At 61.9% G+C, this 23,758-nt stretch carries 24 protein-coding genes; 15 read left to right on the forward strand and 9 right to left on the reverse strand.

Going from position 1 to position 23,758, the window contains the following annotated elements; translation table 11 throughout:
- Positions 1-3 precede the first annotated feature (3 nt).
- A complete protein-coding gene (locus tag BMX59_RS03490) occupies positions 4-762 on the reverse strand; it encodes a Nif3-like dinuclear metal center hexameric protein (RefSeq protein WP_071491061.1) in 759 nt (252 codons plus the stop codon).
- 101 nt (positions 763-863) lie between these two features.
- Here BMX59_RS03490 and algW point away from each other — a divergent pair, with 101 nt between their 5' ends.
- Positions 864-2,018, forward strand: a complete 1,155-nt coding sequence (algW, locus tag BMX59_RS03495) for a Do family serine endopeptidase AlgW (protein WP_092240619.1) — start codon at positions 864-866, stop codon at positions 2,016-2,018.
- A 112-nt stretch (positions 2,019-2,130) separates the two neighbouring features.
- A complete protein-coding gene (locus tag BMX59_RS03500; RefSeq protein WP_093119945.1) occupies positions 2,131-4,227 on the forward strand; it encodes a TonB-dependent siderophore receptor in 2,097 nt (698 codons plus the stop codon).
- Between the two features lie 59 nt (positions 4,228-4,286).
- On the opposite strand, the gene hemH is transcribed toward BMX59_RS03500, so the two are convergent.
- Both hemH and BMX59_RS03510 read right to left on the reverse strand, forming a co-directional pair.
- A complete protein-coding gene (hemH, locus tag BMX59_RS03505; RefSeq protein ID WP_093119947.1) occupies positions 4,287-5,312 on the reverse strand; it encodes a ferrochelatase in 1,026 nt (341 codons plus the stop codon).
- 14 nt (positions 5,313-5,326) lie between these two features.
- On the reverse strand, positions 5,327-6,226 hold the full coding sequence (locus BMX59_RS03510; protein ID WP_093119949.1) for a TIGR01777 family oxidoreductase: 900 nt from the start codon (positions 6,224-6,226) through the stop codon (positions 5,327-5,329).
- A 211-nt stretch (positions 6,227-6,437) separates the two neighbouring features.
- On the opposite strand from BMX59_RS03510, the gene BMX59_RS03515 reads away from it, so the two are divergent.
- From BMX59_RS03515 to BMX59_RS03570, 12 genes are all read left to right on the forward strand, one after another.
- On the forward strand, positions 6,438-7,424 hold the full coding sequence (locus BMX59_RS03515) for an NAD(P)/FAD-dependent oxidoreductase (RefSeq protein WP_071491056.1): 987 nt from the start codon (positions 6,438-6,440) through the stop codon (positions 7,422-7,424).
- Positions 7,421-7,636: a TIGR02450 family Trp-rich protein gene (locus tag BMX59_RS03520; protein WP_093119952.1), complete on the forward strand. Its 216-nt coding sequence runs from the start codon at positions 7,421-7,423 to the stop codon at positions 7,634-7,636. Before BMX59_RS03515 ends, BMX59_RS03520 begins: the two co-directional genes overlap by 4 nt.
- Positions 7,637-7,748: 112 nt before the next feature.
- Positions 7,749-8,708, forward strand: coding sequence for a YbgA family protein (locus BMX59_RS03525; protein ID WP_093119954.1), 960 nt, complete (start codon positions 7,749-7,751; stop codon positions 8,706-8,708).
- Between the two features lie 3 nt (positions 8,709-8,711).
- Complete coding sequence (locus BMX59_RS03530) at positions 8,712-9,641, forward strand: MerR family transcriptional regulator (protein WP_093119956.1); 930 nt, start codon at positions 8,712-8,714, stop codon at positions 9,639-9,641.
- Complete coding sequence (gene phrB / locus BMX59_RS03535) at positions 9,642-11,087, forward strand: deoxyribodipyrimidine photo-lyase (RefSeq protein WP_093119958.1); 1,446 nt, start codon at positions 9,642-9,644, stop codon at positions 11,085-11,087.
- Entirely contained in the window at positions 11,080-11,502 is a 423-nt protein-coding gene (locus tag BMX59_RS03540; protein WP_092240603.1) for a nuclear transport factor 2 family protein, read from the forward strand. Before phrB ends, BMX59_RS03540 begins: the two co-directional genes overlap by 8 nt.
- Positions 11,499-12,281 (forward strand): SDR family NAD(P)-dependent oxidoreductase, encoded by a 783-nt coding sequence (locus BMX59_RS03545; RefSeq protein WP_092240601.1) that lies wholly within the window; start codon positions 11,499-11,501, stop codon positions 12,279-12,281. Before BMX59_RS03540 ends, BMX59_RS03545 begins: the two co-directional genes overlap by 4 nt.
- On the forward strand, positions 12,278-13,525 hold the full coding sequence (locus BMX59_RS03550; RefSeq protein ID WP_092240599.1) for an NAD(P)/FAD-dependent oxidoreductase: 1,248 nt from the start codon (positions 12,278-12,280) through the stop codon (positions 13,523-13,525). The genes BMX59_RS03545 and BMX59_RS03550 overlap by 4 nt, the downstream gene beginning before the upstream one ends.
- Entirely contained in the window at positions 13,522-14,331 is an 810-nt protein-coding gene (locus tag BMX59_RS03555) for a DUF1365 domain-containing protein (protein WP_092240597.1), read from the forward strand. Before BMX59_RS03550 ends, BMX59_RS03555 begins: the two co-directional genes overlap by 4 nt.
- On the forward strand, positions 14,318-15,589 hold the full coding sequence (locus tag BMX59_RS03560; RefSeq protein ID WP_092240595.1) for an SAM-dependent methyltransferase: 1,272 nt from the start codon (positions 14,318-14,320) through the stop codon (positions 15,587-15,589). The genes BMX59_RS03555 and BMX59_RS03560 overlap by 14 nt, the downstream gene beginning before the upstream one ends.
- On the forward strand, positions 15,582-16,061 hold the full coding sequence (locus BMX59_RS03565) for a DUF2878 domain-containing protein (RefSeq protein WP_093119965.1): 480 nt from the start codon (positions 15,582-15,584) through the stop codon (positions 16,059-16,061). The genes BMX59_RS03560 and BMX59_RS03565 overlap by 8 nt, the downstream gene beginning before the upstream one ends.
- A 54-nt stretch (positions 16,062-16,115) precedes the next feature.
- A complete protein-coding gene (locus BMX59_RS03570; RefSeq protein WP_092240591.1) occupies positions 16,116-16,421 on the forward strand; it encodes a YkgJ family cysteine cluster protein in 306 nt (101 codons plus the stop codon).
- A gap of 59 nt (positions 16,422-16,480) precedes the next feature.
- On the opposite strand, the gene BMX59_RS03575 is transcribed toward BMX59_RS03570, so the two are convergent.
- The 6 genes from BMX59_RS03575 to hemA all read right to left on the reverse strand — a co-directional run bounded on the left by BMX59_RS03575 (position 16,481) and on the right by hemA (position 21,847).
- On the reverse strand, positions 16,481-16,999 hold the full coding sequence (locus BMX59_RS03575; RefSeq protein WP_071491044.1) for an acyloxyacyl hydrolase: 519 nt from the start codon (positions 16,997-16,999) through the stop codon (positions 16,481-16,483).
- A 112-nt stretch (positions 17,000-17,111) separates the two neighbouring features.
- Entirely contained in the window at positions 17,112-17,906 is a 795-nt protein-coding gene (murI, locus tag BMX59_RS03580; protein ID WP_071491043.1) for a glutamate racemase, read from the reverse strand.
- Positions 17,899-18,654, reverse strand: a complete 756-nt coding sequence (locus tag BMX59_RS03585; protein WP_092240589.1) for a molybdopterin-synthase adenylyltransferase MoeB — start codon at positions 18,652-18,654, stop codon at positions 17,899-17,901. The genes murI and BMX59_RS03585 overlap by 8 nt, the downstream gene beginning before the upstream one ends.
- Positions 18,648-19,478 (reverse strand): peptide chain release factor N(5)-glutamine methyltransferase, encoded by an 831-nt coding sequence (gene prmC / locus BMX59_RS03590; RefSeq protein ID WP_071491041.1) that lies wholly within the window; start codon positions 19,476-19,478, stop codon positions 18,648-18,650. The genes BMX59_RS03585 and prmC overlap by 7 nt, the downstream gene beginning before the upstream one ends.
- Positions 19,479-20,561: a peptide chain release factor 1 gene (gene prfA, locus BMX59_RS03595; protein WP_092240587.1), complete on the reverse strand. Its 1,083-nt coding sequence runs from the start codon at positions 20,559-20,561 to the stop codon at positions 19,479-19,481.
- A complete protein-coding gene (gene hemA, locus BMX59_RS03600) occupies positions 20,558-21,847 on the reverse strand; it encodes a glutamyl-tRNA reductase (protein WP_058423108.1) in 1,290 nt (429 codons plus the stop codon). Before hemA ends, prfA begins: the two co-directional genes overlap by 4 nt.
- Before the next feature lie 182 nt (positions 21,848-22,029).
- On the opposite strand from hemA, the gene BMX59_RS03605 reads away from it, so the two are divergent.
- The gene (locus BMX59_RS03605) at positions 22,030-23,754 is read left to right on the forward strand and encodes a tetratricopeptide repeat protein (protein ID WP_071491039.1); all 1,725 of its coding nucleotides are present in this window, start codon (positions 22,030-22,032) and stop codon (positions 23,752-23,754) included.
- The last annotated feature ends 4 nt before the right edge of the window (positions 23,755-23,758 follow it).

Raw genomic sequence — 23,758 nt, forward strand, 5'->3', positions numbered from 1 at the left:
CCCTCAAATCGGGTTGGGGCAGTCGATGAACAAATGCTCCAACGCGAAGCGCCGCGCCAGGTAATCGCCCAGCGCCTGTACGCCGTAGCGCTCAGTGGCATGGTGACCGGCGGCGATGAAGCTGATGTCGTTTTCGCGGGCGCTGTGGAAGGTTTGCTCGGAAGCCTCGCCGCTGAGGAACAGGTCGACACCGGCCGCAATCGCGTCGTCGATGTAGCCCTGGCCACCACCGGTGCACCAGCCGACGCGGCGGATCATCTCGCTACCTTCGATCAGCAATGGCTCGCGGCCCATGACGTCCTGCACGCGGCGTGCAAAGTCGCGGGGCGACAGGGGCTCGGCGAGCGAGCCGACCAGCCCGACGATTTTGGGATTGTCCGGGTCCAGCGGGCCCTCGACGGTAATGTCCAACTGACGGGCCAACTGCACGTTGTTGCCGACCTCGGGGTGCAGGTCCAGCGGCAGGTGGTAGGCCAGCAGGCTGATGTCATGCTTGAGCAACGTCTTCAGGCGGCGCTGCTTCATGCCAGTGATGCAAGGGTTTTCGCCTTTCCAGAAGTAACCGTGGTGCACCAGGACCAGATCAGCCTGGGCTTCGACGGCCGCGTCCAACAGGGCCTGGCTGGCGGTCACGCCGCTGACGATGCGCATGACCTGGGGCCGGCCCTCGACCTGCAGGCCATTGGGGCAGTAGTCGGCAATTTTCGCGCTGCCGAGGTAGCGGTCTGCTTCCTCGACGAGGGTGGTAAGGGGGACGGCCATAAAAGACTCCTAAATATCCGGTTCGCAGGCGTCACAGCCTCGTATAATGCGCGACATTATGGGCGCTCTCCCGCCCCCTGCAACCTGTCAGGACTTACTTGATGCTCAAGGCGCTGCGTTTTTTTGGATGGCCATTGCTGGCTGGCGTGCTGATCGCGATGCTGATTATTCAGCGTTACCCCGAGCTGGTGGGTCTGCCCAGCCTGGATGTGAACCTGCAACAGGCGCCGCAAAGCAACTCGGTGGTGCAAGGCCCGGTGACCTACGCCGATGCCGTGGTGATCGCCGCTCCTGCCGTGGTCAACCTGTACACCACTAAAGTCATCAACAAACCGGCCCATCCACTGTTTGAAGACCCGCAGTTCCGCCGTTACTTCGGTGACAACGGGCCCAAGCAGCGTCGCATGGAATCCAGCCTGGGTTCCGGGGTGATCATGAGCCCCGAAGGTTACATCCTCACCAATAACCACGTGACCACTGGCGCCGACCAGATCGTGGTCGCCCTGCGTGACGGCCGCGAAACCCTGGCCCGCGTAGTGGGCAGCGACCCGGAAACCGACCTCGCGGTACTGAAGATCGACCTGAAGAGCCTGCCGTCGATCACCCTCGGCCGTTCCGACGGTTTGCGCGTGGGTGACGTGGCGCTGGCCATCGGCAACCCGTTCGGCGTAGGCCAGACCGTGACCATGGGCATAATCAGCGCTACCGGGCGCAACCAGTTGGGCCTCAACAGCTACGAAGACTTCATCCAGACCGACGCCGCGATCAACCCAGGTAACTCCGGCGGCGCATTGGTGGACGCCAATGGCAACCTGACGGGCATCAATACGGCAATCTTTTCCAAGTCCGGCGGCTCCCAGGGCATCGGGTTTGCGATCCCGGTGAAGTTGGCGATGGAGGTGATGAAGTCGATCATCGAGCATGGTCAGGTGATTCGCGGCTGGCTGGGGATTGAAGTACAACCATTGACCAAGGAACTGGCCGAGTCGTTTGGCTTGACCGGACGCCCAGGCATCGTGGTCGCCGGGATCTTCCGCGATGGCCCGGCACAGAAAGCCGGCCTGCAACTGGGGGATGTGATCCTCAGCATCAACGGCGAACCGGCCGGTGATGGCCGCAAGTCGATGAACCAGGTGGCACGGATCAAGCCGACCGACAAGGTGGCGATCCAGGTCATGCGCAACGGCAAAGAGATCAAGCTGCTGGCGGAAATCGGGCTGCGTCCGCCACCTGCGCCGGTCAAGGAAGAGCAATAAGCCACCTTGAACAGGTGCCCGCTCTCGGGCACCTGTAAACAGATATTTCAAAGCAATTCATTCTCATTAGGCATGTTATATTGTTTCAATATCGCTATTGGAACGCTCTATCATGCCGTCTCGAAGAATCGCCCCCTTGGCTGGCCTGGCCTTGGGTTTGTTGCTCGACCCCGCCTTCGCCGAAGAAAACACCCTGGAACTCGATACCATCAGCGTCACCACCGATGCCTATGAGTCCACCACCGGCCCGGTCAAAGGCTACCGTGCCACCCGCTCCGCCAGTGCGACAAAAACCGACGCCGCCATTCGCGACATCCCGCAATCCATCAGCGTGATTCCCGCCACTGTGCTCAAGGACCTGGGCAGTACCAGCGTGGAGCGGGCCCTGGAATTTGCCGGCGGCGTGTCCAAGCAGAACAACTTCGGCGGCCTGACCCTCTACGAGTACAGCGTGCGTGGCTTCACCACGTCGGAGTTCTATCAGGACGGCTTCAGCGCCAACCGTGGCTATCCGAGTACACCGGACGCGGCGAACATCGAGCGTATCGAAGTGCTCAAGGGCCCCGCCGCCAGCCTGTATGGGCGCGGCGATCCCGGTGGCACGGTGAATATCGTTACCAAGAAGCCCCAGCCTGAAGCCTTCACAACCTTGCAAACCAGCGCCGGCAGTTGGGACCGCTATCGCACCGCGGTGGACGTGAACACCCCGCTGGACAGCGAAGGCAACGTGCTGTCGCGGGTCAACCTGGCGGTGGAAGACAACCACAGTTTCCGCGATCACGTGCAGAGCAAGCGGGTATTCGTCGCGCCGTCGTTCAGTTGGCAACTGGACCCGGATACCAGTCTGCTCGTCGAGAGTGAATTCGTCCGCCACAGCTCTACCTTCGACCGTGGCATCGTCGACGCCCCCGGCGTATCTCGCGCCACCTTCCTCGGCGAACCCAACGACGGCGATATCGACAACCACAACAACCGTCTCCAGGCCACCCTTGAGCATCACCTCAACGATGCGTGGAAACTGCGCCTGGCCAGCCACTACAAACAAGGCAGCCTGTGGGGTGACGCCTCGGAAAACCGTGCGCTGAACATCGACGGTCATACCGTTAACCGCCGCTACCGCGAACGCTCAACCGGCTGGCACGACAGCATTACCCAACTCGAACTGCGCGGCCTGTTCGACATCGGCAGTTGGCAGCACGAACTGCTGGTCGGCACCGAATACGAGGACTACCGCAAGAAGGAGCGCGTGACCACTATCGCCGACAGCGCCTACGCCATCGACATCTACAACCCGGTCTACGGCCAACCCAAGCCCAACGGCCTGCGCTCCGGCACCGACTTCTTCGAACAGACCAAGAGCCACGCGCTGAACCTGCAAGACCAGATCGTCTTCACCGATCGCCTGCGCGGCATGGTTGGCGCGCGCTTCGAGCATTTCGAGCAGAGCACCGATGACTTCACGCGCAACCACATCAAGAGCCGGCAAACCCACGACGCCTTGACCCAACGCGCCGGCCTGCTTTACCAGCTCACACCGCAAGTCGGGGTGTTCGCCAATGCCTCCACCTCGTTCAAACCCAACAGCGGCCTGGACGCCAACGGCAAAACCTTCAAACCGGAAGAAGGCGTGGGTTACGAAGTCGGGATCAAAAGCGAACTGTTCGATGATCGCCTCAGCACCACCCTCGCCGCGTTCCATATCGAAAAGGAAAATGTGCTCGCGCTGGACCCGTCCACCAATACCAACCGCGCCATGGGCAAGGCACGTAGCCAGGGCTTCGACCTGCAACTGACGGGGCAAGTGACGGAGGCCGTACGCGTAATAGGTGCCTTTGCGTACATCGACGCCGAAGTCACCAAGGGCGACACGACCATTCCCGCCGGCAGCCGGATTCTCGGCGTGGCCAAGCGCAGCGGCAGCCTGTTGGGGGTGTATGAGTTCCAGGATGGCGCGTTGCGGGGTTCAGACCTGGGGGCGGCGTTCACCTATGTAGGGGATCGCTCCGGCGAGGCTGGCACGGGTTTCGAGCTGCCGGCCTACCACACGGTTGATCTGCTGGCCCATTACAAGGCCACCGACAACATTACCGTGGGCTTGAACCTCAACAACCTGTTTGATGAGAAGTATTACGAGCGGTCGTACAGCAACTACTGGATCAGCCCGGGCGAACCGCGCAATTTCACGGTCAGCCTGACCCTCAACCTGTAACAAAACCAAATGTGGGAGGGGGCAAGCCCCTCCCACACCTTGATCTTCACTTTGTTCGGTTACAGCGCCGTCGGTGCGCGCTCGCAAAGGGTATTGAGCGCCTTCGCCCACTGCGGATCATCATTCAGGCACGGCACCAGCACCAGCTCCTCGCCGCCGGCCTCGCGGAACTGCTCCAGCCCGCGATCGCCGATCTCCTCCAGCGTCTCGATGCAATCGGCGACGAACGCCGGGCACATTACCAGCAGCTTTTTCACGCCCTGCTGGGCCAATGCTTCAAGGCGAGCCTCGGTGTAGGGTTCGATCCACTTGGCGCGGCCCAGGCGCGATTGGAAGGCCACCGACCACTTGTCTTCGGGCAAGCCCAGGCGTGCGGCAAAGTCGCGGGCGACGCTGAAGCACTGCGCGCGATAGCAGGTCTTGAGCACCTCGGCGGACGCATTCTTGCAGCAGTCGGCATCCTTGAAGCAGTGCTGGCCGGTAGGATCGAGCTTGGTCAAGTGGCGCTCAGGCAAGCCGTGGAAACTCAGCAGCAGGTGGTCGTAATCCTGTTCCACGTAGGGCCGCACGCTGGCGGCCAGAGCGTCGAGATATTCGGGCTGGTCGTAGAACGGCTGCAGGATCGAGAATTGCACGTCGAGCTTTTTGTCGCGCACCACACGCTTGGCTTCCTCGATCACTGTGGTCACGGTGCTGTCGGCAAATTGCGGGTACAACGGCGCCAGAGTGACCTGGCGGATGCCTTGGGCTGCGAGGCGGGTCAGCACACTTTCAATCGATGGCTCGCCATAACGCATTGCCAATTCCACCGGGCCCTGGGTCCACTGCGCGGTCATCTGCTGTTGCAGGCGACGACTGAGTACCACCAGCGGCGAACCCTCGTCCCACCAGATGGAGGCGTAGGCATGCGCCGACTGCTCGGGGCGCTTGATCAGGATCAGCGACACCAGCAAGCGCCGCACCGGCCACGGCAGGTCGATCACATAAGGGTCCATCAGGAACTGATTGAGGTAGCTGCGCACATCCGCCACCGAAGTGGACGCCGGCGAGCCCAGGTTGACCAGTAACAACGCGTGATCCGTCATGCAACATCCTATCTTTAGAGGCGGCCGGACAAGTCATCCAAAGCCGCACGCAACTCAGTGAACTGAAAAGTGAAACCGGCAGCCAGCAAGCGCTCGGGCAGCGCCTTCTGCCCGCCCAGCAACAGGCCGGACAACTCACCCAGGCCCACCCGCAATACAAAGGCCGGCAACGGCATGAGCGCCGGGCGGTGCAGCACCTGGCCCAGGGTTTTCGCAAACTCGCGATTGCGCACCGGGTGCGGCGCGCAGGCATTATAGGGACCGCTGGCGTCAGGCTGGTGCAGAAGAAAATCAATCAGGGCGATTTGATCCTTGATATGCACCCACGGCATCCACTGCCGACCACTGCCGACAGGCCCGCCCAGCGCCAGTTTGAACGGCAGCAACAGCCGCGACAAAAAGCCGCCCTGCGCCGCCAGCACCAGGCCGGTACGTACAAGGACCACACGAATCCCCAGGGCTTCGGCGCGCTGGGCGGTTTCTTCCCAGGCGATGCACAACTGACTGGGGAAATCGTCCTGCACCGGGCCGCTGGCTTCGGTCAATTCGCGCTCGCCGCCATCGCCGTACCAGCCCACCGCCGAACCGGAAATCAACACCGCTGGTTTTTGTTCCAGGCCCTCAAGCCACGCCAGCAAGGTCTCGGTAAGGCTGATGCGGCTGCTCCACAACAACGCCTTGCGCTTGTGGGTCCAGGGGCGGTCGGCAATAGGCGCGCCCGCCAGGTTAATGACCGCGTCGACCGGGCCGATAACCTCTTCAAGGCGGCTGACTCCCGACACCTGGGCGCCGCATACCTTCGCGACCTGGTCCGCGTGGCGACTCCACACGGTCAGGCGATGGCCCTGGGTGAGCCAGTGTTGGCAGAGTTGGCGGCCAATCAAGCCAGTACCGCCGGTCAGCAAAATATGCATGGGACGCTCCTCATGTAACGTTCGCCGCCGATCACTGGTCTATTTTATAAACAGGGATCATTTGTTAGCAGGCGTAACGCTGGCTTAAGCCTCAGCTTTAACCATAGGTTACGCCGTTAGAACTGGTACGCCAAAACTTATACCAAAAAACAATATTGTACAGCTATTGGTGTCCGCGTAGTCTGTGCACAACGGTAAAACGAGGCCTCCCATGACTGTTCCCATCGCGATCATCGGCACCGGCATCGCCGGTCTCTCCGCCGCCCGAGCGTTAAGAGACGCGGGGCACGCTGTACAACTCTTCGATAAAAGCCGCGGCAGTGGTGGCCGCATGTCCAGCAAGCGCAGCGATGCCGGCTCCCTGGACATGGGCGCGCAATACTTCACCGCCCGCGACCGGCGCTTCGTCAACGAAGTGCAACGCTGGCAAAGCAACGGCTGGGCCGAGCAATGGAAGCCCCAGCTGTACAACTTCAAGTCCGGCCAACTCACCCCGTCTCCCGATGAACAGATCCGCTGGGTCGGCACGCCGCGCATGAGCGCGATCACTCGCGCCCTGCTCGACGACCTGCCAGTGGAGTTCGGTTGCCGCATTACCGAGGTGTTCCAGGGCAAACACCACTGGAACCTGCTGGACGCGGACAGCGAAAACCATGGCCCCTTCAGCCACGTGATCATCGCCACACCTGCGCCCCAGGCCACCGCCCTGCTGGCCGCCGCGCCCAAGCTGGCGAGTGCCGCCGCCGGGGTGAAAATGGATCCGACCTGGGCCATCGCCCTGGCCTTCGATAAACCCCTGGATACCCCCATGGAGGGCTGCTTCGTGCAAGACAGTCCCCTCGACTGGCTCGCGCGCAACCGCAGCAAACCTGGGCGTGATACCACCCTCGACACCTGGGTGCTGCACGCCACCAGCGCATGGAGCAAGGCCCACCTGGACCTGCCCAAAGAGGCGGTGATCGAGCACCTGCACGGCGCCTTCGCCGAACTGCTGCACAGCGCGATGCCGGCGCCGTCGTTCAGCCTGGCCCACCGCTGGCTCTACGCACGGCCGTCCAGCAGCCACGAATTCGGCGTACTCGCCGATGCCGACCTGGGCCTGTACGTGTGTGGCGACTGGTGCCTGTCGGGCCGCGTGGAAGGGGCCTGGCTCAGCGGCCAGGAAGCCGCGCGACGCTTGATCGAGCACCTGCAATGAACCGCATCAACCCCGCCAAATTGCTGCTGTCGAAATGGACAGCAGCCCACCCTCGCAACAAAGAAAAACACTTTCTGGTCACCGAGCTGTTTCGTGATGAAGAAGGCACGGTGCTCTACATTGAACTGCAAGCCGTGATGACGCACCGCAGCGAACGCCTGCCCTGGCAAACCCTGCAGGATATGGAAGCCTGGAAAATCGGCTGGAAATAGATCACTCGCAAAACTTGTACAAATAATTTGACTTGTACAGTATCGAACCTATGATGAGATTTAGTTGTACAGGATTTATATCTTGTACAGGAATCTTGCAGAGGGTTCGTGTATGTCCAGCACCACCAAACCGAAGATCGCCATCAGCGCCTGCCTGCTGGGCGAGAACGTGCGCTTCAACGGCGGCCATAAACAATCCCTGTTGTGCAGCCAGACCCTCGCCGACTATTTCGACTTCGTGCCGCTGTGCCCCGAAGTCGCCATCGGCCTGGGCATTCCACGCGAACCGATCCGTCTGGTGGGCGATCCCGCCCACCCGCAGGCCGTCGGTACCGTGCACCGCGAGCTGAACGTCACCCAACCGTTGGACGAGTACGGCCAGCAGATGGCCGCGGAACACACCGACCTGTGCGGCTATATCTTCATGCAAAAATCGCCGTCGTGCGGTCTGGAGCGGGTCAAGGTCTACCGCGACAACGGCACCCCTGTGGACGGCGGTGGGCGCGGCATCTACGCCCAGGCCTTCTGTGCGCGCCATCCCAACCTACCGGTGGAAGAAGACGGTCGGCTGAACGACCCGGTGCTGCGGGAAAACTTCCTGACCCGGGTATTCGTCTACGCCAGCTGGCAGAAACTGTTGGCCGAAGGCCTGACCCGTCACCGTCTGCTGGCCTTTCATTCGCGCTACAAGTACCTGCTGATGGCCCACAGCCCGGCGCACTACAAGCGCCTTGGCCACCTGCTGGGCAGCATGAGCAAGGATGCCAACCTCGACGAGTTGGCGGCGGGCTACTTCAGCGACCTGATGTCCGGCCTCACCAAGTGCGCCACCCGTGGCACCCACACCAATGTGCTGCAACACATCAGCGGTTACCTCAAACAGGTCATCAGCGCTGATGACAAGCAAGAAATGCAGACCGTCATCGGCCAGTACCGCCACGGCATCGTGCCGCTGGTGGTGCCGCTGACCCTGCTCAAACACCACTTTCGCCAACACCCGGACCGCTACATCGCGCAGCAGGCCTACCTGCAACCGCACCCGGAAAACCTCAGCCTGCGAAATGCGATCTAGACCATGAAAGCTGCCCTGCTAGACGAACCAGGCGACGACATCGCCCAAGCGCTCGAAGACGGCTGGCTGCCGATCCGCGAAGTGGCGCGCCAGACCGGCGTCAACGCCGTGACCCTGCGCGCCTGGGAACGCCGTTACGGCCTGATCGTGCCCCAGCGCACGCCCAAGGGCCATCGGCTGTTCAGCGCCGAGCATGTGCAGCGCATCCATACCATCCTCACCTGGCTCAATCGCGGCGTGCCGGTCAGCCAGGTCAAAGGCCTGATCGACTCGGCCCAATCCCTTCCCGAGGCGGTGGAAAACGAGTGGCACAGCCTGCGCCAGAACCTGGTGCACGCTATCAGCGAATTGACCGAACGCCGGGTCGATGACGCCTTCAACCAGGCCATGGCGCTATACCCGCCACGCACGTTGTGCGAGCAACTGATGCTGCCGCTGCTGCGAGCGTTGGAACAGCGTTGGCAAGGCCAGTTCGGCGCGCAGATGGAGCGGGTGTTTTTCCTCTCATGGCTGCGCAGCAAATTCGGCGCACGCATTTACCACAACAATCGCCAGTTGCACGGCGCACCGTTGTTGCTGATCAATCAGTCCGATCTGACCCTGGAGCCACACCTGTGGCTCAGTGCCTGGCTCGCCAGCAGTGCCGATTGCCCGGTGGAAGTGTTCGACTGGCCGTTGCCCGCCGGCGAACTGGCCCTGGCGGTGGAGCACCTGCAACCGCGGGCCGTGCTGCTGTATTCGAGCAAGGCGCTGCATTTGTCGGGTCTGGAAAAACTTTTGGGCGGCGTCCGTTGCCCAAAGCTGATCGTCGGACCAACGGTATGCATCCACCAGGCCGAGTTGGCCGTATTAGCCCAGGACATCCCTGAATTGTTCGTCGCCGAAGAGTTGTTGTCGGCCCACCAGCTACTGATCCAGCGTGGACTCGTTTAAATGCATTTGATCTGGCTGCGCACCGACCTGCGCCTACACGACAACACCGCCCTGACCGCCGCGAGCCAGCGGGGCCCGATCGCCGCCGTGTACCTGATCACGCCCGAACAATGGCTGGCCCATGACGATGCACCGTGCAAGGTGGATTTCTGGCTGCGCAACCTGGATGACCTGAGCAAGACACTCGGCGAACTGAACATTCCCCTGCTGATCCGTACGGCAGCCACCTGGGACCAGGCACCCGACGTGCTGGGCACGCTGTGCCGTGAACTGGCCGTGGAGTCGGTGCACGTCAACGAGGAATACGGCATCCATGAAAGCCGTCGTGATGCGGCCGTGTCCAAGGCATTGGAGTCGGCGGGCATCAGCTTCCACAGCTACCTGGACCAACTGTTCTTCCAGCCCGGCAGCGTGCTGACCAAGACCGGCACTTACTTCCAGGTGTTCAGCCAGTTCCGCAAGGTCTGCTACAGCCGTCTGCACAGCGCCCTGCCCCGGATAGTCCCGGCACCCAAGGCCCAGGCTGCGCTCAAGCTGAAAAGCGACCCGATCCCAAAGACAGTCGACGGTTTCGAGCCACCCAGCGAGACCCTGCGTGCCCTCTGGCCCGCCGGTGAAGACGAAGCCCGGCGCCGCCTCGACGCTTTCGCCGACCAACAGATCAGCTACTACAAGGACGAACGCGACTTCCCCGCCAAGCCCGGCACCAGCCAGTTGTCGGCTTACCTCGCCGCCGGCGTGGTGTCGCCGCGCCAGTGCCTGCACGCTGCACTGCAGACCAACGGCGGCGAGTTTGAAAGCGGCGACATGGGCGCCATTACCTGGATCAACGAACTGCTGTGGCGTGAGTTCTACAAGCACATCCTGGTGGGTTACCCACGGGTGTCGCGCCACCGGGCGTTCCGCCCCGAGACCGAAGCCGTCGCCTGGCGCAACGCGCCCAAGGACCTGGCCGCCTGGCAGCAAGCGCGCACCGGCCTGCCGATCATCGACGCCGCCATGCGCCAACTGCTTGAAACCGGCTGGATGCACAACCGCCTGCGCATGGTCGTGGCGATGTTCCTGACCAAGAACCTGCTGATCGACTGGCGCGAAGGCGAGCGCTTTTTCATGCGCCATCTGATCGACGGCGACCTGGCGGCCAATAACGGCGGCTGGCAGTGGAGCTCGTCCACCGGCACCGACTCGGCGCCGTACTTCCGGATTTTCAGCCCCTTGAGCCAATCGGAAAAATTCGACAGCGAAGGGGTATTCATCAAGCGCTGGCTGCCGGAACTGGCCGCGCTGAATAAAAAGGAAGTGCACAACCCCGAAGCCGCCGGTGGTTTGTTCGGCGTGGCCGATTACCCGCGTTCGATTGTCGACCTGAAAAAGTCCCGTGAACGCGCCCTGGCCGCCTTCCGCAGCCTGCCCTCGCGACAAGCCGCTGGGGGCGAGTATGAGTGACTTCCTGCGTCGCTTCGCCCAGGCCTTTTCCACGCTGGACAAGCACAACCTGCACCTGCTCGACAGCCTGTACAGCCAGGACATCCGCTTCGCGGATCCACTGCATGAAGTGCAGGGCCTGCCCGCCCTGCACCGCTACTTCGCCGAGCTGTACAGCAACGTCAGCCAGTTACGCTTCGACTTCCACGGTTTCGATCAGGTGACCGAAGGTGAAGGTTACCTGCGCTGGAAAATGAGTTTCTGCCACCCACGCCTGGCCAGCGGCAAGGTGATCCGGGTGGAAGGTTGTTCGCACTTGATGTGGCGTGACAAGGTGTACCGCCACCGCGATTATTTCGATGCCGGCGCCATGCTGTACGAACACGTGCCCGTGCTGGGCAGCGTCGTTGGCTGGCTGAAAAGGAGAATGGGATGAGCGATACATTGCCTCGACGTTATTGGCTGACCGGCGCCAGCAGTGGCATCGGTGCCGCGCTGGCCGTGGAGTTGCTCAACAGCGGCGCCCACGTCGCCTTGAGCTCACGCTCGAAAGGTCCGCTGGAAGCGCTCGCCCACCGTTACCCTGGCCAGGTGCTGGTGGTGGCCGGCGACCTGACCAACAGCCAGACCGTGCGCGAGATTGGTGAGCGCATTGGCGAGGCCTGGGGCGCCCTGGACACGGTCATTCTCAATGCTGGCACCTGTGAATACGTGGATGCCCGACAGTTTGACTCATCGATCATCGAGCACGTGGTGCGTACCAACCTGCTGGCCAGCAGTTATTGCATCGAAGCCGCCCTGCCACTGTTGCGCGCCGGGCGCACCCCGCACCTGGTAGGCGTCGCCAGCGCCGTGACCTACCTGCCGATGCCACGCGCCGAAGCCTATGGCGCGTCCAAGGCGGGTCTGCGCTACCTGTTCGAATCCCTGCGTATCAGCCTGTCGCCGGAAAACATCGACGTCACCGTGATCAGCCCGGGCTTTGTCGATACTCCGCTGACCGAGCGCAATGACTTCCCCATGCCGCTTAGTTGGTCAGCGGATAAAGCCGCACGGCACATTTTCGCCAAGCTGGAAAAGCGCCCGCTGGAAATCGCCTTTCCTGCACTGTTCATCGCCACGTTGTGGCCCCTGTCGAAACTGCCGAACCGTGCGCAACTGATCATCGGCAAGCGCATGTTGCGCAGCCCGCCGCCGAAAAAGGACGACCTGTGAAGATCGCCATTATCGGCAGCGGCATCGCCGGCCTGACCAGCGCCTATCTGCTCAGCCGCCGTCACGACATCACCCTGTTCGAAGCGGGCGACCGCATCGGCGGGCATACCCACACCGTCAATGTCACTGTCGAGGGTAAAAACTACGCGGTCGACACCGGCTTCATCGTGTTCAACGACTGGACCTACCCCAACTTCATCCGCTTGCTGGGGCAGATCGGGGTGGCGTTCAAACCGACCGAGATGAGCTTTTCGGTGTGCGACGAGCACACCCGGTTCGAGTACAACGGCAACAACCTCAACAGTTTGTTTGCCCAGCGTCGCAATATTTTGTCGCCGGGGTTCTGGGGCATGTTGCGCGATATCCTGCGCTTCAACCGCCAGGCGCCGCTGGACCTGCAGCAGCAGCGCATCAGCGCCGACATGACCCTGGGCAGCTACCTCACCGCCGGCGGCTACGGCGAGCGGTTTGTCCGGCACTACATCGTGCCGATGGGCGCGGCGATCTGGTCGATGTCCCTGGCCGATATGCTGAAGTTTCCGTTGCAGTTCTTTGTGCGTTTCTTCAAGAACCACGGGTTGCTCTCTGTGAACAACCGCCCGCAATGGTGCGTGATCGAAGGGGGATCAAGCCGCTACATCGAGCCGTTGACCCGCAGCTTTCGCGAACGGATCCGCCTCAATTGCCCTGTGCATAAAGTGGCACGCACCGACGACGGCGTGGTTATCCACAGCCCGGCCGGCAGTGAGGCATTTGATCGCGTGGTGTTCGCCTGCCACAGCGACCAGGCCCTGGCGTTGCTGGCCGACCCGAGCCAGGCCGAACAGGAGATCCTGGGCGCCATGCCCTACGCCGATAACGACGTGGTATTGCACACCGACACGCGCCTGCTGCCCGACCGCAAACTCGCCTGGGCCAGTTGGAACTACCGGCTGACCGGCAATCGCCAGGCACAGGCGGCGGTGACCTATGACATGAACATCCTGCAAGGCATCCACAGCACCACCACGTTTTGCGTCAGCCTCAACCAGACAACCATGATCAACCCGCTGAAGGTACTGGCCCGCTACACCTACGCCCACCCGCAGTACAGCCTGGCGGCGGTGGCAGCGCAGGCACGTCGCGAAGAAATATCCGGCGTGAGCAATACCTTCTACTGCGGCGCCTACTGGGCCAACGGCTTTCACGAAGACGGCGTGGTCAGCGCACTGCGCGTGGCCGAAGCCTTTGGGGAAACCCTGTGAACAGCGCCCTGTACAGCGGGTGGATCGCCCATCGGCGGTTTGCGCCCAAGGCCCATGCCTTTCGCTACCGCATCGGCCTGCTGTACCTGGATTTGAGCGAAGAACACCAAGTGCTGGGGCTTTCACCCCTGGCCGGGCGCAGCCGCCTGGCCCCCTTCGGTTTTCGTCAGCAGGACTACCTGCGTGAATGGACGCGCAGCGGCATGAACTTGAGCGATGCCGTGCGCCAGGAAGTCGGCAAGGCACTGGGGCGTACACCCCAGGGCGTTATCTGCCTACTGACCCAGGCCCGCAGTTGGGGCCTGGCTTTTAACCCCGTGAGTTTCTTCTACTGCTTCGAGGCCGACGGACGTCTGGCCGCGATCCTGTGTGAAGTGACCAACACCCCATGGCGCGAACGCTATCACTACGTGTTGCCGGCCCAGGCCCTGGACGCCGATGAACACCAGCATTTCGCCGTGGCCAAGGCCTTCCATGTGTCGCCGTTTCTACCCCGCGACCTGGAATACCGCATGAGCTTCAGCCCTCCCTCCGCCAGGCTGGGCGTGCACATGGCCGATTGGCAGGGCACGCAGAAAATCTTCGACGCCACGTTGAGCCTGGAGAAAGAAACGCTGGATCGCGCCAGCCTGCATCGCTACCTGTGGCGTTTCCCCTGGATGACCGCCAAGACCTGCCTCGCTATTTACTGGCAGGCCCTGCGCCTGTTGCTCAAACGCACGCCGATTTTTTCCCACCGGGCCGCCGATGGCGCCTCTCGCACCGCAGTCGGTTACACCAAGGATCGCCGCCATGAAATCCCCTAGCTTATCGGTCAAGACTCACCGCCTGAACGTCAACGGCATGACCGCCGCGCTGCTGCGCAAGGCGGTGTTGCGCCAACTCAGCCAACTGCGCCATGGCCAACTGGTGGTGATCGAGGACGGCGAGCGCCAAGTGTTCGGCGCACAGGAAGCGCACTTGATGGGGGAAATCCAGATCCTGGACTCTGCCGTGTGGGGCCTGGTGGCGGCCAACGGCTCCATCGGCGCCGGCGAAGCGTTTATCCACGGTTACTGGACCAGCCCGGACCTGACCGCCGTGGTGCGCGTGATGGTCAGCAACCTGGACGTGCTCGATGCAATGGAAGGCGGCCTGGCACGCCTGGCGCGGCCGTTCACCCAGGGCCTGCACTGGCTCAACCGCAACACGCGCAAGGGTTCACAGAAAAACATCGCCGCCCACTACGACCTGGGCAACGACCTGTTCGAAGAATTCCTCGACCCGACCATGATGTACTCCGCGGCACAGTTTCTGACGCCCGACGACACCCTCGAACAGGCGCAGTTGAACAAGCTGGAGCGCATCTGCCAGAAGCTCGCCCTCAAACGCACCGACCACCTGCTGGAAATCGGCACCGGTTGGGGCAGCATGGCGCTCTATGCGGCGCAGCATTACGGCTGCCAGGTCACCACCACGACCTTGTCCAGGGAACAGTTCGCCTACACCCAACAACGCATCGACGCCCTGGGGTTGCAAGGCCAGGTCACGCTACTGCTGCAGGATTACCGCGACCTCACCGGCCAATACGACAAGCTGGTGTCCATCGAAATGATCGAGGCGGTGGGCCATCGCTTCCTGCCGACCTACTTCAAACAATGCGCGCGCCTGCTCAAGAACGATGGCCTGATGCTGCTGCAAGCCATCACCATCCGTGAGCAACGCTTTGAACAGGCCAAGCGCAGCGTGGATTTTATCCAGCGCTATATCTTTCCTGGCGGCGCCCTGCCCTGTGTGCAGAACATGTTGCATATCGTCAGCCGCGACACCGATATGAACCTGCTGCACATGGAGGATTTCGGCCTGCACTACGCACGAACCCTGCGCCTATGGCATGAGAACTTTCGCCGCGCCCACGGTCGCCTCGCCGAGCTGGGCTACGACCAGTATTTCCTGCGCCTGTGGGAGTTCTACCTGTGCTACTGCGAAGGTGGCTTCATGGAACGCACCATTGGCACTGCGCAGTTGCTGCTGGCCAAGCCGTCGGCGATCAACCCACCGCTGCTCGGGCGCTTCAGTGCTTAAGACGCTGGCCAATGCCGTGCTGTTTCAGTGCGGCTGGTTTGCCTGCGTGCTTGGCGGGGACAGCGCGTGGTTAATGGTGGGGCTTGCCGTGTTGGCGGTTCACCTGCTGTGGATAAGTTCATGGGCTGAGGACGGTAGGTTGATCCTGCGCGTGATGGTTCTGGGCACCCTGTTGGACACCACGTTGCGCATGCTGGGGGTGTTTGAGTTCACGGAACCGGGCACGTTGATTCCCTTCTGGTTGATCCTGCTATGGGCATTGCTGGCGACGACGTTGCGCCATTGCCTGGCCTGGAGTGCCCGTCCCTGGTGGCGTGCCGCTGCGCTGGGCGCGCTGGGCGGCCCGCTGTCTTATTACGCCGGTAGCCAACTGGCCGGGGTGCAGTTTGGTTTCGGCTTCGCGCCAACAATGGTTGCGCTGGCGTTGCTGTGGGCGATGGTGTTCGTGGGTTTGCATCGGCTGGCGCGCTGACGTCCGTCAGCCGTATCACACGTGCGTCACCCGCTTGCCTTACACTGCACGCCTATGACCAACATCCCCCATATCCAAATCGCCGAACCCGCCGTCACTTGCTCGACGTGTGCGGCCTGCTGCTGCCAGCTGGAAGTGATGCTGATCACCGACACCGGCGTGCCGGAACGCTATATCGATACCGATGACTGGGGCGGTGAAGTGATGCTGCGCCTGGATGACGGCTGGTGCGCGGCACTGGACCGGGACACGATGATGTGCACGATCTACGAGCGACGACCGCTGATTTGCCGGGAATTCGAGATGGGTGCGCCGGAGTGCCTGGAAGAGCGACAGGGTATCGCTACCGCCTACCGCTGATGCTGAATGTGGGAGGGGGCTTGCCCACTCCCACATGGGTTTTGCAGTGTTCTGAAGGGTTACAACGGCAAGGTGTAGTGCAACGAGTAGCTCTCTACCCCGTCGTTATTGCTGCTGATACCCGCGTTGGAGTAATGCGTGGCACGAATGCCCACCTCATGCCCACCCGCGAAGCGCAGGCCGAAACCCAGGCGGTCTTCGAACTGAAAGGCCTGGCCGATGTTATTGTCTTCCAGCTTGGTGCGGGAAAACACCGCCACCCCGATCCCGGCCTCGATATAAGGCTTCACCGACTCCCCGGCAAATTCATACACAAACACCGGCGAGAACGACAGGCTGCTGGCGCTGGCTCGCTTGTCCCCATCCCAATAGGTGTAGGCGCCGCTCCAGTAGCCGGTCAATCGACCGGTATCGCTCTGCCACCAGCTTTTATCCCAGTCCGATGTCAGCCCCAGGCGATAGGTCATGGTCGAATCACTGGTGCTCCCCACCCCGAACTCCAGGCCAGCAGCTTGTGCCGAAACAGAGTGCCCCACTACAGCGGCCGCAATCGCAGCCAAACAGAACAAGCGCTTCATAAGAAACATCCTTTCCGAACGAAGTTATATGGTTGTGTACAGGCTATCTCGCTATAGAAGCTGGCGTGTAGCCAGAAGTTCCAGCTAATAACGCAGGCATTTCACGAAATTTTCACGAGTCGAAGCTTCTCACAACGCCCGGATATTTCCATAGTGTCGGTAGGATATTTCTTAGGTGATACACATCACCGCTGGTCCAGAACTGTGCCGGTGCTGGATTGCCGACGGCCAACAGGTCGCGCTCACCCAGCAAACGCTTGAGTTGACGGGCCACGGCGGCGCCGGTGTCGATGAGGATAATGCTGGGGGGCAGCATCTGCGCCAAGAGCGGCCTGAGGAAGGGATAGTGGGTGCAGCCGAGGATGATGGTGTCGCAACCGGCGCTGAGCAGCGGGTCGATATACCCCTGCAACAACTGGCGCAAGGCCGGGCTGGTCAGGTCACCGCTTTCAATCAGCTCCACCAGGCCCGGGCATGGCTGGGTGATGACCTTCACATCGGTAGCGAAGCGGTCGAGCAACGCGGCGAACTTGGCGCTTTGCAGCGTGCCGGTGGTGGCAAGCACCCCAACCACGCCGCTGCGGGTGGCTGCCGCCGCCGGTTTGACAGCAGGTTCCATGCCCACCAGCGGCCAATCGGGAAAATCCCGACGCAGATCAGCCACGGCGGCAACCGTAGCGGTATTGCAGGCAATAACGAAGGCTTTGGCGCCCTGCGCCTGGAAAAATGCCGCCACCTGCCGGGAGCGCTCAAGGATAAACGCCGGGCTTTTCTCGCCGTAGGGGATGTGCCCGCAATCGGCCACGTACAGCAGTGATTCCTGGGGCAATAGCTGCTGGATTTCATCCAGCACGGTCAACCCGCCGATACCGGAATCGAACACACCGATCGGCGCGCCCTTAACCATGTGGCGCCCCGCACACAGTGCAACCGGGGTCACGCTTGACGCGCAGCTCGCGAAAACGTGTGGCCAAGGCGTCGATCAGCAACAAGCGTCCCACCAACGGCTCACCGAAACCGGCCAGCAGTTTCAAGGCTTCCAGGGCTTGCAGGCTGCCGACCACACCGACCAGTGGGCCGACCACGCCAGCCTCACTGCAGGTCAGTTCGGTATCGCTGCCGTGCCCATACAGGCAGTGATAGCACGGGCTCTCGGCGCGACGCGGGTCGAACACCGACAGTTGCCCTTCAAGACGGATCGCAGCGCCGCTGACCAAAGGCTTGCCGGCACCGACACAGGCCGCGTTGACGGCTTCGCGGGTGGAGAAGTTATCACTGCAATCAAGCACCACGTCTACCGCTTCGACCGCCGCAGCGAGGGAATCGGCATCCAGCGCACTGCGATGGGCCACCAGTTTGATTTCAGGGTTGAGGGCGGTCAGGCGACGCAGGGCCGAGTCGACCTTGGTCTGCCCGACGCTGTCGGTGTCATGGATGATCTGGCGCTGCAGGTTGGTCAGGTCGACCGTGTCGAAGTCCGCCAGATGCAACTCGCCGACGCCGGCGGCAGCGAGGTACAACGCAACGGGCGCACCCAGGCCACCAAGACCTACGATCAGGGCACGGCCGTTTTTCAGGCGAAATTGGCCGTCTATGTCGACATGCTGCAACAGAATCTGTCGGCTATAGCGCAACAGCTCCTGATCGGTCAGCACGGCCGGCGCCCCAGGGTGATGCGTTCGTGGCCACCGAGGTCGATGCGGCTGTGCACTTCTTCGAAACCTTCACTCAACAGCAGGTCACGCACCGCCGGGGCCTGGTCGTAACCATGTTCCAGCAGCAACCGCCCACCGGCATTCAGGTGGGCCGGGGCCTCCTTGATGATCAGGCGCAGGTCGTCCAAGCCATCATGACCGGCCACCAGTGCGCTGGCTGGTTCGAAACGCACGTCGCCGGCCACCAGGTGCGGATCGTTGGCGGCAATGTACGGCGGGTTGCTGATGATCAGGTCATAGCGATGACCTTGCAGCGCGCTGAACCAATGGCTGTTCAGCACCGTAGCGTTAGCGAGGTGCAACCGCTGGCGATTGCGCTCGGCCAGGGCCACGGCTTCCAGCACACGGTCGACGGCGGTGACCTGCCAGGCCGGGCGTTCGCTGGCCAGGGCCAGGGCGATGGCGCCGCTGCCGGTGCCCAGGTCGAGGACCTTGGCGAGGGTGGCGGGCAACAATTCCAGCGCGGTTTCCACCAGCAACTCGGTATCTGGCCGCGGGATCAGCGTGTGAGGCGCGACCTCCAGGTCCAGCTTCCAGAAGCCTTGTTGACCGAGGATATAGGCCACCGGCTCACCGCCACGACGGCGCTGCAGGTAGCCGGCAAAGATCAGCGCATGCTCGCTGCTGACGATTTTCTCGGGCCAGGTGTGCAGGTAGCTGCGGGACTTGCCCAAGGCAGCCGCCAGCAACAATTCGGCATCCAGGCGTGCCGTGGGCGAATCGGGCAGGTCGGCGGCACGCAGCAGGCTGGCGATGATGGTCATTTATTCACCTATCGCGGCCAGTTGATCGGCCTGGTATTCGGCGAGCAACGGTTCGATCACCGCGTCCACACCACCGGCAAGGATTTCGTCCAGGGAGTAAAGGGTGAGGTTGACCCGGTGGTCGGTGACCCGGCCCTGGGCAAAGTTGTAGGTACGAATGCGCTCGGAGCGGTCGCCCGAACCCACCAGCAACTTGCGCTCGCTGGCAATCGCGTTGGCGGCGGCGCTGGTCTGCTGGTCATTGAGCTTGGCCGACAGCCAGGACATGGCCCGCGCACGGTTCTTGTGCTGGGAGCGCTCTTCCTGGCACTCCACCACGATGCCCGACGGCAAGTGGGTGATGCGGATCGCCGAGTCGGTCTTGTTGACGTGCTGGCCACCGGCGCCCGAGGAGCGGTAAGTGTCGATGCGCAGGTCGGCCGGGTTGATCTCGATGGCCTCCTGTTCGTCCGGCTCGGGCAATACGGCCACCGTGCAGGCGGACGTGTGAATACGACCTTGGGATTCAGTCGCTGGAACCCGCTGCACGCGGTGCGCGCCGGACTCGAATTTGAGCTTGCCGTAGACGTTGTCGCCCTCGACCCGTGCAATCACTTCTTTATAGCCGCCGTGTTCGCCTTCGTTCTCCGACAGGATCTCTACCCGCCACCCGCGACGTTCGGCATACCGCGAGTACATACGGAACAGGTCGCCGGAGAAGATCGCCGCCTCGTCGCCGCCGGTGCCGGCACGGATTTCGAGGAACACGTTGCGCCCGTCGTTCGGGTCCTTGGGCAGCAGCATGCGTTGCAGGTCGCCTTCCAGCTCGGCGAGTTTTTCCTTGGCTTCGCGGACTTCTTCCACGGCCATTTCACGCATGTCCGGGTCGCTGTCCTTGAGCAGTGCCTGGGCACCTTCAAGGTCCGCCTGCACTTTCAGCAGGTTTTTATAGGTGGCGACCACGGGCTCAACTTCGGCGTATTCCTTGGAATAGGCACGGAACCTGGCCTGATCGGCGATGATCTCGCCATCGCCGAGCAGGGCGGTCAGTTCTTCGAAACGATCCTGGAGCACGTCCAGTTTATTGAGCAGTGACGCTTTCATTGCGGTTTTTTATCCGAAGAGCTATCTGACGCGCCCTCACCGAGGGCAAAGAGTTCCTGGGCCATGGCCAGCGCATCGAGGCGGCCTTCGGCGGTAAGCTTTTTCAGCTGCACGCTGGGCGCATGCAGCAATTTATTGGTGAGGCCACGGGCCAGTTGCATCAGCACTTCTTCGGCGCTGCTGCCATTGGCCAGCAAGCGCTGGGCCTTGATCAATTCCTCGTCGCGCAGGCGTTCGCCTTGCTGACGATAGGCCTTGAGCACGTCCACCGCCGCCAGTTCACGCAGGCGCACCATGAAGTCTTCGGCGCCGGTGCTGACCATTTCCTCGGCGGCCTGGGCAGCACCCTGGCGGCTCTTGAGGTTTTCGGCGACCACTTCGTGCAGATCGTCGACGCTATAGAGGTAAACGTCGTCCAACTCGCCGACTTCGGGCTCGATATCCCGGGGAACAGCAATATCCACCATGAAGATCGGCTTGTGCTTGCGCAGCTTCAGCGCGCTCTCGACCGCGCCTTTGCCCAGGATCGGCAGTTGGCTGGCGGTGGAGCTGATGACGATATCGCTGCGTACCAGCTCCGCCGGAATGTCCGCCAGTAACACCGCATGGGCGCCGAACTGCTCGGCGAGGATGCTCGCGCGTTCCAACGTACGGTTGGCGACCACGATACGCTTCACGCCCAGGTCATGCAGGTGGCGGGCGACCAGGGTGATGGTCTCGCCGGCGCCGATCAGCAGGGCCTGGCTGCGTTGCAAGTCACTGAAAATCTGTTTGGCCAGGCTGACGGCGGCAAACGCCACAGACACCGGGTTTTCACCGATGGCAGTGTCGGTGCGCACCTGCTTGGCGGAATTGAAGGTGGCCTGGAACAGCCGCCCCAGCAGCGGGCCTACTGTGCCGGCCTCGCGCGCCACGGCGTAGGCGGATTTCATCTGGCCCAGAATCTGCGGCTCGCCCAACACCAGCGAATCGAGACCGGCCGCCACACGCATCATGTGACGAACTGCCGCATCCTCTTCGTGCACATAAGCGCTGGCGCGAAGGTCATCGAGGTCCAAATGATGGTAATCGGCCAGCCAGCGCAGTACGACATCCGCTGAAAGATGCTCCTGCTCTATATAAAGCTCGCTGCGATTGCAGGTCGAAAGGATCGCAGCTTCGCGACTGTCGGTGAGCCGGCAGAGCTGCTGCAGGGCCTCAACCAACTGCTCCGGCGTAAACGCCACGCGCTCGCGCACGTCTACGGAGGCAGTCTTGTGGTTAATACCGAGTGCGAGGAAGGCCATTCAATATCGCTGATGATGTCGGGAAGCCGACAATTGTCCTACTTCGAAAGATTCAGAACAACCACCGTCGTCTATTGTCCTAATGCCTTGTGTCTATAAAGGCATCAACTGAGACTCGGTTATGTTTGGCCGAAGGCTTGTGTCATGATGATCCGACCGCAGGTTAGTCGTCCTCTTCCTATATGAATAGATCTTCCGCGTTGCTCCTCGCCTTTGTCTTTCTCAGCGGCTGCCAGGCCATGGCTCCCGTGTCGCCGGACGGTACGCCACCGGTGGAAGACAGCGCCCCCGCCCCTGAAAAGCCCAAGGTTTATTCTTCGTTCACCGAAGAAACGGTGTACAGCCTGCTGACTGCGGAACTGGCCGGCCAGCGCAATCGCTTCGACATTGCGTTGGACAACTACGTGACCCAGGCCATCAACACCCAGGATCCGGGGATTTCCGAGCGGGCCTTCCGCATCGCCGAGTACCTGGGGGCCGACCAGGCTGCGCTGGACTCTTCGCTGATCTGGGCGAAAAACGCCCCGGACGACCTGGAAGCACAGCGGGCGGCAGCCATTCAACTGGCACGCGCCGGGCGCTATGACGACTCCATGGTCTATATGGAGAAAGTCCTGCAGGGCAAAGGCGACACCCATTTCGACTTCCTCGCGCTGTCGGCTGCCGACACCGACCAGGACACGCGCAATGGCCTGATGAAGAGTTTCGACCGCCTGCTGCAAAAGCACCCGAAGAACAGCCAGCTGATTTTCGGCAAGGCGTTGCTGCTGCAACAGGATGATGAAGCCGACGCCGCACTGAAGCTGCTGGAGCAGAATCCGCCGGAAGAAGGCGAAATCGCCCCGATCCTGCTGCGTGCACGCCTGCTTCAGAACCTCAACCGTGGCAAGGAAGCGATTCCGCTGCTGGAAAAAAGCCTCAAGAAGTATCCGGACGACAAGCGCCTGCGCCTGACTTACGCCCGCATGCTGGTCGAACAGGACCGCATGGAGGACGCCAAAGTGCAGTTCGCCAACCTGGTCCAACAATACCCGGACGATGACGAATTGCGTTATTCCCTGGCACTGGTCTGCCTGGAAGCCAAGGCCTGGGACGAGGCCAAGGGTTACCTGGAAGAGCTGATCCAGCGTGAAAGCCATGTAGATTCGGCACACCTGAACCTCGGGCGCATCGCCGAAGAGCGCAACGATCCGCAAGCCGCCCTGCTCGAGTACGCCCAGGTCGGCCCCGGCAACGACTACCTGCCCGCCCAATTGCGCCAGGCCGATATCCTGATGAGCAACGGCCGCACCGACGAGGCGGAGAAACGCCTGGCCGCCGCACGGGATGCCGAACCGGATTACGCGATCCAGCTCTACCTGATCCAGGCCGAAACCTTGTCGGCCAACAATCAGGGCGAGCGCGCCTGGAAGCTGCTGCAACAAGCGTTGCTGCAATTCCCGGACGATTTGAACTTGCTATACACCCGCGCCATGCAGGCGGAAAAACGCAATGACCTGGCGCAGATGGAAAAAGACCTGCGCCTGATCATCAAGCGCGATCCGGACAACGCCATGGCCCTCAACGCCCTGGGCTACACCTTGTCCGACCGCACCACGCGCTACGACGAAGCCAAGGTGCTGATCGAGCAAGCCCACAAGCTGAACCCGGAAGACCCGGCCGTGCTCGACAGCCTGGGCTGGGTGAATTACCGCCTGGGCAACCTGGACGAGGCCGAACGCTTGTTGCGCCAGGCACTGGAACGCTTCCCCGACCAGGAAGTCGCCGCGCACCTGGGCGAAGTGCTGTGGGCCAATGGCAAACAGCGTGAAGCACGGCAAATCTGGGAGAAATTCCTCAAGGAACAACCAGAAAGCCCCATCCTGCGCGGCACCATCAAGCGCCTGACCGGATCCGAGACCCTTTAAACCT

Source organism: Pseudomonas sp. NFR09, from assembly GCF_900111535.1.
Lineage (GTDB): Bacteria > Pseudomonadota > Gammaproteobacteria > Pseudomonadales > Pseudomonadaceae > Aquipseudomonas > Aquipseudomonas extremorientalis.